Below are 11,848 nucleotides of genomic sequence, written 5' to 3' on the forward strand. Positions count from 1 at the left end.
TTGAGCCAGAGCCAGAGCCAGAGCCAGAGCCAGAGCCAGAGCCAGAGCCAGAGCCAGAGCCAGAGCCAGAGCCAGAGCCAGAGCCAGAGCCAGAGCCAGAGCCAGAGCCAGAGCCAGAGCCAGAGCCAGAGCCAGAACCAGAGCCAGAGCCAGAGCCAGAGCCAGAGCCAGAGCCAGAGCCAGAGCCAGAGCCAGTGGAGGTGAAACAAGAATCCCCCATTGAGGTTGAAAAGGTCGAGCCTAAGCCTATTGTGAAAATAGAACCAGAACCAGAACCAGAACCAGAACCAGAACCAGAACCAGAACCAGAACCAGAACCAGAACCAGAACCAGAACCAGAATCAGAATCCAAAAAAGTAGAAGAAGTTAAGCAAGAACAGCCAAAAGTTGTAAAACAGCAAAAAGCCGTTGCTGAAGCGCCTTCAGAAGCGAACTTGAAAGCGTCAACAGGTGTTTCTAACTCTGCTAACAATGGTGGTAATGCGGGGGCGAAAGCCAGTTATTTCACTACGTTAAATGCTGTGTTGGCGAAAAATCGTCGTTACCCGAAAGCTTCTCGTCGGCGTAATGAGGAAGGCGTGGTATCGCTGTCTTTTGTCGTATATGCCAATGGCTCGGTATCAGATGTAAAAATTACCAAGAGTTCAGGCTATAAGCGTTTAGACAAAGCGGTACTGGATATGATCCGTAGAGCAACGCCACTGCCTAAGTTCACACCAGATATGACAGAGAAAAGCATGCGTATTGATTTACCTGTAGCCTTTAACTTAAACGAACGTTAGTAGGTTCACCTGTATTTGACACAATAAAAAACCGCTTACATTTCTGTAAGCGGTTTTTTTGCTTCTGGATAAAATGTCGGAGCTTAATTAAGCATCAATGCGTTTGTATTTGATTCTTGTTGGTGTCGCATCTTTACCTGTACGTTCTTTATAATCCGCTTCGTATTCTGCGTAGTTACCTTCGAAGAATACCGCTTTTGAATCGCCTTCATAAGCTAAGATATGGGTCGCAATACGATCCAAGAACCAACGGTCATGGGAAATAACAATCGCCGCACCAGGGAAGGCCAACAAGGCATCCTCTAATGAACGCAAGGTTTCCACATCAAGGTCGTTGGTCGGCTCATCCAGTAGTAAAACGTTGCCGCCTTCTTTCAATAGTTTGGCAAGGTGTAAGCGGTTACGTTCACCACCTGAAAGGTGCTTAACGAATTTTTGCTGATCAGAGCCTTTGAAATTAAAGCGTCCAATATAAGCACGAGAAGGTACTTTGTAATTATGTACCGTAATCATATCTTGACCATCGGCAATCTCTTCCCATACGGTCTTGTCACCATCCAACTCACGCATTTGATCAACATAAGCTAGCTGTACTGTCTCACCTAGTGTGACTGTCCCTTCGTCTGGTTGTTCTGTACCGGCAATCATTTTGAATAGAGTCGATTTACCTGCACCGTTACCACCAACAACACCCACGATAGCGCCTTGTGGTACGACCATGTTGAAGTCTTCTAGCAATACCTTGTGCTCAAAGCTCTTCTTAACGCCTTGGATCTCAATGACTTTTGAACCTAGGCGAGGCCCCGGTGGAATGTACAATTCGTTGGTTTCGTTACGATCTTGGAATTCTTGAGAGTTCATTTCTTCGAAGCGAGCCAAACGCGCCTTAGATTTAGACTGGCGGCCTTTAGCGTTTTGACGAACCCATTCCAGCTCAGATTTAATCGCTTTCTTATGGGAAGCTTGTTGTTTCGCTTCTTGCTCTAAACGAGCGTCTTTTTGTTCTAGCCAAGAAGAGTAGTTGCCTTCGTAAGGAATACCGTGACCACGGTCAAGTTCCAGAATCCAGCCAGCAGCATTGTCTAGGAAGTAACGGTCATGGGTAATGGCAACCACAGTGCCCGGATAATCTTTCAAGAAGCGCTCTAGCCAAGCGACAGATTCGGCATCCAAATGGTTGGTCGGCTCATCCAGTAGGATCATGTCAGGCTTATCAAGCAATAGACGACATAGGGCAACACGACGACGCTCACCACCTGATAGATGCTCAACACTGGCATCCCATGGTGGTAGGCGTAATGCATCGGCAGCTACTTCGAGTGCGCGTTCTAAGTTATGGCCATCTTTTGATTCGATTAACGCCTCTAGCTGTCCTTGTTCTTTAGCAAGGGCATCAAAGTCAGCATCAGGCTCGGCGTATTCAGCGTAAACAGCATCAAGACGAGCTATGGCTTCAATCACATCTGAGAAAGCTTCTTCCACAATGCCACGAACATTTTTATTAGGGTCAAGATGAGGTTCTTGTTCTAAGTAGCCAATCTTGATGCCCGGCATTGGGCGTGCTTCACCGTTATGCTCTTTATCCACACCTGCCATGATGCGCAATAGCGTCGACTTACCAGAGCCGTTTAGACCTAAAACACCGATTTTAGCGCCGGGGAAAAATGAAAGAGAAATGTCTTTAAGAATCTCACGTTTAGGAGGAACAACCTTCCCAACGCGGTTCATGCTGTATACAAACTGAGCCATAAAGAATCAACTATCCTATTTATCGAAATACGATTGAAAAAAGTGCCCTAAGAATAGCACAGCCCAAGCTAATGAAGAATAATTAGCGCGGCACCGAACACGACTAATATGGCGCCTAACCAGGCGCCAAAAGCGGGGCGTTGTCCTGTGGTGATCCACAGTCCGGGCAAAAATAATACGGGAACGGTTGCTGACAGTGTGGTGACAATACCAACGTGCGCATTACCGACACCCCAAACCAAGACACTCATCCCTATGACCATACCAATCGTGGCCATCGCTGTGACTCCAAGAAAATCTTTTCGAGTCAGCATATTGAAAGCAAGGTCATTGTTTGACTTTTTGTGTCGATAGAAAAAGAAATAGGCAACGAGCAGTGCGACCGCTCCCGTTGCAACACGTAATGCAGACACAGCAATAGGGTCTGCGCCACTCAATAAGGCAGGTTTACTGAGTAAGGCACCACTAGATTGACTGAGTGCACCTGCTAGAGCCATTAGAATACCAATACTTAATTTGCCTTTGGTTTGCTCCCACTCGTGTTGACTGCCTCGTTTGCCAAATAAAATAGCGATGACAACCCCTGAGATAACGAGGCCACAGGCAAAAAGTTGTTGCAACGAAAGCTGTTCATTGAAGAATATCCAACCGAGCAAGATGGACATAGGGGCGTTTGTTGCAAATAGCACTCCTGTACGCCTAGGGCCTAAACGATGTACTGCACTAAATAGCATAGTGTCGCCAACAAAAATCCCCAGTAATCCTGATAACATGACCAGATCGGCATGTTGCCATAAGCTGTTGTTGAAGCGTTGAGTTACGAGACAGATGAAGACGAGCAGGGCGGTGGCAATAGAAATTCTGATAGTGTTGAAGCGCATGATGCCAAAGCGTTTTATCAGTGTGGGAGCCATTAGACTGGTAATAGTCCAACACAGTGCGACAACGAGTCCTGATAGTTCGGCAAAAAGCATATTGTGTTCCTTTCATTTGCTTCTTTAATACTTAAATTAATGAGTTATACAATTTACATAGCCCTAATATCAAAGGCTGTAAACGCAGTATGGGGTTTGGTAGCTATATAATTGCGAGGTTGGTATGATTTCTGCCAGAAATGATGACAAAAAAGAAAGGCTTAGCATCGCCTTTGCTATTTTTTGTCTCTATATTAATAGCTTAAAGCCTGCATATATTGCAGACATTCTCACATCAAAAACGTTATTTTGGAAGCCTTATGCGATGCCCTTTTTGTGGAACTTTAGACACTAAAGTATTGGATTCTCGATTAGTCTCTGAATCAGCTCAAGTGCGCCGCCGTCGTAGCTGTATTCAATGCCATGAACGCTTCACAACGTTTGAAGTGGCAGAGCTACAAATGCCGAAACTGATAAAAAGCGACGGCAGTCGAGAAGCCTTTGATGAAGACAAACTGCGTAATGGTATTTTGAAAGCCATAGAGAAACGACCAGTCAGTAGTGAAGCGGTAGAAACGGCGATTGCGAGTATTAAAGAGAAGATGCAAGCCACAGGTGAACGAGAGTTACCATCCCGTTGGACTGGGGAAGCGGTAATGGTCGAGCTGCAAGGTCTGGATCAAGTGGCTTATGTACGCTTCGCTTCTGTTTACCGAAGCTTCAAAGACATTAGTGAATTTCGAGATGAAATCGACCGCCTCGAAAGTACTAAAACAGAAGATACAATTTTAAAAGAAGATAAATAATGACGGTTCAAAATCACCAATACTGGATGGCGAAAGCGCTTCAGTTAGCAAAGAAAGGCCTTTATACCACTCACCCTAATCCTAGAGTGGGATGTGTTTTAGTTAAAGGTGGCGAGCTAATAGGTCAGGGTTTTCATCTGAAAACAGGTGAAGGTCATGCAGAAGTTCAAGCCTTAGCCAATGTATTGGAAAATTTCCCAAAAGATCATGCAGCGCAACTAAAAGGTGCTACCGCTTATGTCACCTTGGAACCATGCAGTCACCAAGGCAAAACACCACCTTGTGCGGAGGCTTTGATTAAAGCCGGTGTCGCTCAAGTCGTTTTTGGTATGCAAGACCCTAATCCTGAAGTATCGGGTCGCGGTATCACCAAGTTGAAAGCGGCAGGTATCGAAGTGGTTGGTCCTGTCATGGAAGCGGAATGTGAAGCATTGAATCCGGGCTTTATTAAACGCATGCGCGAAGGTTTGCCTTATGTTCGAGTCAAACTGGCCATGAGCCTTGATGGACGTACTGCCATGGAATCTGGGGAAAGCCAATGGATTACTGGGGCAGAGGCGCGTCATGATGTGCAGCGTTTACGAGCGCAAAGTGATGCCATAGTCACAGGGATTGGTTCTGTGATTACCGATAACCCGAGTATGACAGTCCGTATTGATAGCCAAGATCAAGAAGTGGATAGCAAACAAGTTCGCCAGCCATTAAGAGTAATAATGGATTCGGCTTTATCTATTTTGCCAGAAGCGAAAATTCTTTATCCTTCTTCTCAAGCTTGTGTCTTCTCTATTGAAGAGGACATTGAACAAGAGCATCTTAAAGTTCTTCACAAGAAGGGAGTGGATGTGCGTTTTTCTCCTAGGGGAGAAGATGGTCGTTTAGACCTATTGGATGCCATGGAGCAATTAGCAGATTCTGGTGTTAACGAAGTCTTGCTTGAAACAGGGGCAGAATTGGCGGGCGGCTTCTTACAAGCAGGCTTAGTTGATGAAATTGTTGTTTATATGGCACCGAAATTATTAGGCTCTACGGCGAGACCTTTATTTCAATTGCCACTTGATCTGATGGATGAAGCGGTGGATTTAGAATTTTCGTCTGTTCGTAAGGTAGGGCAAGACTTGCGCTTAGTTTATAAACCGACTTATCTAGAAGAGGATTACGAAGAAGGCGAGTAGCTTGCTTTTGTTTTTTATTCAGTGTTTTTATTCAGGTTTTTGTGCGAGCTCAAAAAAAAGTACTTTCTTAGTCGGTATTTTAGAAAGTTAGCAGAGAAACCTCGTATAAATGTTGTTATAATCGCCGCCCAAACTAACCTGTACTACCATCGGACGAGAATCCCTAGGCTTTTCTTTTTGAAGTCTAGTTAATTGAGGCACAAAATGAGCGAAGTGGAAACAACAAACGACCAATCACCAGCACCAAAGCGTAAGGCTAAGAAACCTTCTCGTTCGCAAATGCGCAGTGCTTCTCGTCGTCTAGCATTACAAGCTGTCTACCAATGGCAAATGAATAAAACAGCGGTTAGTGAAATAGAAACTCAGTTTGTCATGGATCAAGACATGGCGACTTGCGATAAAACCTATTTCCACGAAATTCTACAAGGTGTAACGGCAGACGCTAAAAAATTGGATGACTTGTTTGAAGAGTTATTAGACCGTCCGTTGAGCGAGTTAGATCCTATCGAGCTTGCGGTAATGCGTATTGGCTCATTTGAATTAGCTGAGCGCCTTGATGTGCCTTACAAAGTGGCCATTAACGAAGGTGTTGAGCTAGCAAAAGGTTTTGGAGCTACAGAAAGTCATAAATACATTAACGGTATTCTAGACAAGCTTGCACAGCGTGTGCGTCGTGAAGAAATCGCGGCTCGTAGGAATAGCTAAGTTGGCTTGCTATAAAGAAATTCTAGAAACCCTGTTATCTCATTGGTAACAGGGTTTTTTTTGGTCTGTATTTCATCATGGTAGGGAGGAGAGAATGGATAACATTGAAGTACGAGAGCCTTATGTTCCTGATGCACCAAGGGCGATTCAGAAGGGAACGCCATTAACCTCATTACTCGATATCGAGGCGATTGAGTGTTTAGCGAAAAATATTTTTTATGTGCATAGGGAGTTTGAGGTAAAAGCCTTTTGTGAGTTCGCAAAAGATGGGTTAGAGCCCCTTAGTTTAATGCAGCGGGGGCAGCATATCGCGAAAGCCTTAAGGCGCTTTCTGCCAGATAATTATTCTGATGCGGTTGCTGTGTTAGTGGCTTCTTTTACGCCTGTGAAAATAGACGCGGAAGAGTTTGGTTTAGCCGCTTTCTTCTACCTTCCCCACGGTGCTTTTATCGCCGAGTATGGGCAAAACCCAGAATACAATCATGGTGTTGACCCTTTTGATACTTCAATGAAAGCCTTATATGAGTTGACCACACGCTTTACCTCAGAGTTTGCCATTCGTCCCTTTCTCATAGATCAACAAGAGCGAACATTAGCAACACTGGCTTCTTGGCTGGTGGACTCTAACCCCCATGTACGCCGCTTATGTTCCGAGGGTACTCGTCCCAAACTGCCATGGGGCAAACGCCTAGCGGCTTTTGTCACTGACCCTACGCCGACATTGTTTATTCTCGAAGCCTTAAGAAATGATGAGTCCCTATATGTACGCCGTAGTGTCGCTAACCACCTTGGTGATATCGCGAAAGACCACCCAGACACGGTGTTTTCTTTATGCGAAAGCTGGCTTGAAGAAGGGGCATCAAAAGAAGTGAAATGGCTAATTCGGCACGCGGTTAGACATCCAGCGAAGAAAAAAGATGAAAGAGCGTTAGCGATTCGTGTACAAGCAAAATAGCTTGAATATTGGGTATGTCAAAACGAAAGGAAAATGTATGAAGTCTACGGAAAGGTTTTCAGATCGGGCGGATAACTATCTTAAATATCGACCTTCTTATCCCCTTGAGTTGATAGAAGTGCTAATGACCGAATGCGGTTTGGATAGAAATTCTGTTATTGCGGATATCGGGTCAGGAACAGGGAAACTATCGGAGTTACTATTAGATAAAGACCTTTGTGTGTATGGGGTTGAGCCTAATAAAGAAATGAGAACGGCAGCAGAGCAGTTACTGGTTGGGCACCCCAAGTTTACAAGTGTACAGGGTGACTCATCACATACTGGTCTGGAAGAGAAAACAGTTAATCTTGTTATAGCAGCACAGGCTTTTCACTGGTTTGATAAGGAACCAACAAAAATAGAGTTTCAACGTATTCTAAGGCCGCGAGGTCGTGTTGGGCTAGTGTGGAATGAGCGAGACCTTTCTACGCCTTTTCAAAAGGAATACGACCTGCTGTTAGAAGAATATTGTGATGGCTATACAGAGCTAAATCACCGCAATGTTTCCGAGCAGGAAATTAAAGCTTTTCTTGATCCTGCTAGTTATCAAATATTCACTTTTCCTTATGAGCAGCTTTTTGATAAAGCAGGCTTCTTAGGCCGTATGTACTCCTCATCTTATACGCCTCAGCAAGGTTCAAACGCTGCAAAAAATCTAAACGCCGCTGCGGAAGTGCTTTTCCATAAATATGAAAAAGATGGTGTGGTGGCGTTTTCGTATTTAACTAAGCTCTATCTGTCTGGAAGTTATTGATAGGTTATAGGCCTGCCTTTAGTGCAAGTCTCTCGTACCTATTAATATCATTGGCTGCTTTATCAGTAACCCGTTATCATGTGGCACATTGAGGTAGCAACGCTGCCTTCCCCAACGTTTTAGGATCCTAATGAAAAAGACCTTCGTACTATCCCACCCCAAAATCACTTATCAGCGCATTATTGAAAACGCCAAAAATGAAGTTAAGAAGTACATTAAGAAAGAGCGAACTAAAGCTTTGCCTGAGAATGCTGATTTTTGGGGGTTCAATTGTAAGTTTGGCCAAACAGCCGATAAGGCACGAGTCATTCATGAGGGCGATATCAATCTTAATATCAGCTCAGCGCAGAGCCAGCATTGGAAATCTTTCTACCTTGAAATAGAGGCAACTCCAAAGACACGAGCTAAGCGTCCTGAACCAAAAACGGAAGACGACATTTAAGTTTTTTGTTGGCTATATTGTGATCCTTTACTGCAAGGTTTTCTTGATTATTTGCTTTTATTTATAGGAATTTTCAGGTGTAAATTTAAGTAAAATAACGCTTCATAAGTATATTTAGCATGCTAGTTTAATAGAACAAATCGTACAGGACTGTTGTAGACAATATAAAATTATTGAGGATGACGTTATGAAATTGTTGAAGTGTGCCGTCTTGTTCGGCATTCCCTTTTTTGCTTTTGCCAAAGCACCACCTATGGCGATTGAGGCGTGTGCAAGCGCTCAATCAGGCGATAGCTGTAGTTTTAGTATGCGAGACCGCGCGGTAGAGGGCGTGTGTGGCCAGCCACCGAGACAGAAAGAACTAGTGTGTATGCCGGAAAGAAGAGGCGGGCAAGGCAGTAAAAGTCTTGCTGGAGCAGGTCAGAGTTCTGAGCGTACAGCGGGCGGCCGTTCTCCGAGAAAACATACTACAGTCCAATCTGACGGTGAGGTGCAAACGGTTAAAGCTAACGTGAGCCCCATCGCAGACAATATTATTGCTTCAAAAATCCAAGGGAAATGGCGAGTTCTTACAGCGAATGGCGTTTCTGAACATTTAACGGGCGCTTTCCCTAACCCGGGAAATCCAAATGAAATCAAAGAGCAAGATTACAGTTTTAGAGTTCCAGCTGAGCCTGAGTTAGCGAACAAAATTACGCCACTCGGTTTGCACGATTTTGGCCTTGGTTTAAATGGTGTGCCCTTTGATCCAGTGGCTGCAGAATGGTATCTAGGGGATAGAAATGGTGGTTGGCAGTATGAAGCTATGTCTGGGGCTGTGCCTTTAGGCTTGGATGAAAACCATGCCCATGTTCAACCGACAGGTGCCTACCATTACCATGCTCTACCAACCTTGCTAATTGAGAAGCTGAACCTTTCTTCAGAAGCTCATTCACCTTTAATTGGCTGGGCTGCAGATGGTTTTCCTATTTACGCTTTGTATGGCTATAAAAACCCAAAGGATAGTACATCGGATATTGTAGGGCTGAGCTCTAGTTACCGTGTGAAATTAGGCCATAGACCAGAGGGTGGAAGCAACCCAGGCGGTCATTATGATGGTACTTTTGTTGCCGACTTTGAATACATAAAAGGTGCAGGTACCTTGGATGAGTGTAACGGGCAGTTTACCGTAACTCCTGAATTTCCAAACGGCACTTATGCTTACTTCTTAACAGACGAGTTTCCTGTTATTCCTCGTTGTTACAAAGGAACGCCTTCAACAGATTTTACACAGCAGAGAAGACGATAAGTCACTCAGCTAATGTTTGTGCAGTTTATGCTAACCTGATAAATCGGATGTGACTTTCAATCGCATCCGATTTTTTATGTTTTAAGATATTTTTTAAAGATTATGCTTTTAACCTATGGAAGGCTTGGCAACTAGGACTAGTAGAAAATCGGGTGTTTTTGTTTAACTGTTATGGATGAACCAATTTATGGTCAAAGTTCTATTTTTAACTCTTTTATTATCTGTATTAAGTATTACTGTAATTGCTTTTACTCCGGCTAGTTTAGAAAAAAACATCGGGCCTTCGCCTTATAGAGCTCAACTAGACGAATTACACGCTAAGACTAGTAAAGGCTTACCTATAGATGCTCCAGAGTGGAACCTTAGTAGAGAGTTGATTCAAAAGAATAATGCGTGGTTTGAGAAGCAGACTAGACCCACTTTGAAAGAAGGTGGGTCAGCTGTTTTTGAGGCTTTTAGAAATAAAAGCGATAGCGCTACCCTCTTTTTAATGGTGATTTGGGGATTAGGTTTCTATTACATACTCAAATCGATCAAGCTTAAATCAGCACTGTTGGTTTTAATTTTTCCTACAGTGCTATTCTCATTTGGTTTTCTATCAAGCGTTGCAATAATAGGTGTTTTTATTTCTATTTTTTGCGCATATTTGTTCTTTATTTATCGGTGGAATAAAACATAAAGAAACTCGAATAATTATTAGTTGAATCCACGAATATTGGCGTTACTTTCTGATATGTTCTACGATTTTTTTGCTAAAAAATGAAATTTGAAAAAAAACTGTAATTAAAAGGTTTAGGATCTCATAAAGACCAATAAATATATTGTTTTAGGGTGAAATAATGCCATGATTTCTTGTCATTATTATGACTACATAGAAATTGTTTGTATGCATAGTTATCCTGTGTGCTTGACTCTTAAATCCGGTCAAATGGTGGAAGGTATAGCGGTAGACACAATGTTGAATGCAAGCCGTGTTGAATGTATTCGCCTCACGGTAGAGGGTGTAAATACCGAGTTGGAGTTAGATAAAATTTCACAATTAACTGTCTCTATCGACAACCCTCATTTTAAACAGGTTAACTTCGATTAAGTCTTAGACTCACTTCACTATGTTTAATAGCAAATTCACCTGCCACTTTGTTTATGGATGGCTCTATAGGAGATAACTGGCTATTATGCCCCCTATGATAATGTGCGTTCTAAAGAGAATAAGGGAAGTGTGTTGAAAGAGTTTGAGTTAATAAAGCAGATTTTCCAATCCTCTGTTATGGCAAACACAGCAGAGCGTGATGATATTTTGCTGGGCATAGGCGATGACTGTGCGCAGATTATGGTTCCCCAAGGTCAGAGCTTGGTATTTTCGATGGATACACTGGTCGAAGGACGGCATTTTCCTTTTGGTGCTGACCCAGTCGATATAGGTTATCGAGCGGTTGCCACATGCGTTAGTGATTTGGCGGCAATGGGCGCGAAGCCCGCGTTTTTTACTCTCGCTCTTACGATTCCAGAATCGGATGCCCAATGGTTAACAAGCTTTGCCCAAGGTATGGCGGAATTGGCTGAACCTATTGGTTTGGCGCTGGTGGGAGGGGATACAACTAAAGGCCCCCTTACTATTAGTTTGCAAGTACATGGCTATGTGGAACCTGATTTAGCTGTGAAACGCAGCTCTGCGAAAGTGGGTGACGATATTTATGTCACGGGCGTATTGGGCGATTCCGCTGCGGCGGTACCGATAGTGACAGGAGATATTCAAGTAGCCAATGAGCAATTTGATTATTTCTATGAACGATTCTGGCGTCCTCGACCAAGGCTGATAGCAGGTATGGCATTAAAAAATATTGCCTCTGCAATGATGGATATATCCGATGGACTAGCGCAGGATATTCAGCACATACTGAAAGCTTCAGGCGTTGGGGCTAAGTTGGATGCTGGTTATCTACCTGTGTCTCCAGAATTAAGGCAATGGCAGCCAGAGCGAGCTGCTGAACTAGCACTCACTGGAGGCGATGATTATGAGTTGTGTTTTACTGCTCCTAAATCGGCATCCCATGATGTGGCATTAATCACTCAAACACTCGGCTTATCTTGTTCAAAAGTAGGGGAAGTGGTGAATGATGGGTTCTCAATCGAAGGATTTGATGGCGATTTGTCTGGCTGGCAACATTTCTAGATAATAGGCGCTTTATACAACGAATTTCATTGTTTGAAGCATAATAGACGAGTATTAGGCAATTTTATT

General features: G+C 43.6%; 13 protein-coding genes. 11 read left to right on the forward strand and 2 right to left on the reverse strand.

Annotated features, from left to right (window positions below):
• Nucleotides 1-782, forward strand: a 782-nt coding sequence (locus tag OFY17_RS14525; protein ID WP_263531457.1) for an energy transducer TonB, incomplete at its 5' end; no start/stop codon positions are given.
• Nucleotides 783-869: 87 nt separating this feature from the next.
• Here OFY17_RS14525 and ettA read toward each other — a convergent pair.
• Both ettA and OFY17_RS14535 read right to left on the reverse strand, forming a co-directional pair.
• Nucleotides 870-2,531, reverse strand: a complete 1,662-nt coding sequence (gene ettA / locus OFY17_RS14530; protein WP_263531458.1) for an energy-dependent translational throttle protein EttA — start codon at nucleotides 2,529-2,531, stop codon at nucleotides 870-872.
• A 68-nt stretch (nucleotides 2,532-2,599) separates the two neighbouring features.
• Nucleotides 2,600-3,505: a DMT family transporter gene (locus OFY17_RS14535; protein WP_263531459.1), complete on the reverse strand. Its 906-nt coding sequence runs from the start codon at nucleotides 3,503-3,505 to the stop codon at nucleotides 2,600-2,602.
• A gap of 260 nt (nucleotides 3,506-3,765) precedes the next feature.
• On the opposite strand from OFY17_RS14535, the gene nrdR reads away from it, so the two are divergent.
• From nrdR to thiL, 10 genes are all read left to right on the forward strand, one after another.
• Nucleotides 3,766-4,251, forward strand: a complete 486-nt coding sequence (gene nrdR / locus OFY17_RS14540) for a transcriptional regulator NrdR (RefSeq protein ID WP_263531460.1) — start codon at nucleotides 3,766-3,768, stop codon at nucleotides 4,249-4,251.
• A complete protein-coding gene (gene ribD, locus OFY17_RS14545) occupies nucleotides 4,251-5,423 on the forward strand; it encodes a bifunctional diaminohydroxyphosphoribosylaminopyrimidine deaminase/5-amino-6-(5-phosphoribosylamino)uracil reductase RibD (protein ID WP_263531461.1) in 1,173 nt (390 codons plus the stop codon). The genes nrdR and ribD overlap by 1 nt, the downstream gene beginning before the upstream one ends.
• 204 nt (nucleotides 5,424-5,627) lie before the next feature.
• On the forward strand, nucleotides 5,628-6,128 hold the full coding sequence (gene nusB / locus OFY17_RS14550; protein ID WP_263531462.1) for a transcription antitermination factor NusB: 501 nt from the start codon (nucleotides 5,628-5,630) through the stop codon (nucleotides 6,126-6,128).
• Between the two features lie 94 nt (nucleotides 6,129-6,222).
• A complete protein-coding gene (locus tag OFY17_RS14555; RefSeq protein WP_263531463.1) occupies nucleotides 6,223-7,083 on the forward strand; it encodes a DNA alkylation repair protein in 861 nt (286 codons plus the stop codon).
• A gap of 37 nt (nucleotides 7,084-7,120) precedes the next feature.
• Entirely contained in the window at nucleotides 7,121-7,876 is a 756-nt protein-coding gene (locus OFY17_RS14560) for a class I SAM-dependent methyltransferase (RefSeq protein ID WP_263531464.1), read from the forward strand.
• Between the two features lie 130 nt (nucleotides 7,877-8,006).
• Nucleotides 8,007-8,318 carry a DUF6172 family protein gene (locus OFY17_RS14565; protein ID WP_263531465.1) on the forward strand — a complete coding sequence of 104 codons (312 nt, stop codon included), beginning with the start codon at nucleotides 8,007-8,009 and terminating at the stop codon, nucleotides 8,316-8,318.
• Nucleotides 8,319-8,505: 187 nt separating this feature from the next.
• Nucleotides 8,506-9,606 carry a YHYH protein gene (locus OFY17_RS14570; protein WP_263531466.1) on the forward strand — a complete coding sequence of 367 codons (1,101 nt, stop codon included), beginning with the start codon at nucleotides 8,506-8,508 and terminating at the stop codon, nucleotides 9,604-9,606.
• A gap of 187 nt (nucleotides 9,607-9,793) precedes the next feature.
• Nucleotides 9,794-10,285 carry a hypothetical protein gene (locus OFY17_RS14575; RefSeq protein WP_263531467.1) on the forward strand — a complete coding sequence of 164 codons (492 nt, stop codon included), beginning with the start codon at nucleotides 9,794-9,796 and terminating at the stop codon, nucleotides 10,283-10,285.
• A gap of 165 nt (nucleotides 10,286-10,450) precedes the next feature.
• The gene (locus OFY17_RS14580; protein ID WP_263531468.1) at nucleotides 10,451-10,696 is read left to right on the forward strand and encodes a Rho-binding antiterminator; all 246 of its coding nucleotides are present in this window, start codon (nucleotides 10,451-10,453) and stop codon (nucleotides 10,694-10,696) included.
• A 129-nt stretch (nucleotides 10,697-10,825) separates the two neighbouring features.
• On the forward strand, nucleotides 10,826-11,779 hold the full coding sequence (thiL, locus tag OFY17_RS14585; RefSeq protein ID WP_263531469.1) for a thiamine-phosphate kinase: 954 nt from the start codon (nucleotides 10,826-10,828) through the stop codon (nucleotides 11,777-11,779).
• The last annotated feature ends 69 nt before the right edge of the window (nucleotides 11,780-11,848 follow it).

Source organism: Marinomonas sargassi (genome assembly GCF_025716875.1).
GTDB lineage: Bacteria > Pseudomonadota > Gammaproteobacteria > Pseudomonadales > Marinomonadaceae > Marinomonas > Marinomonas sargassi.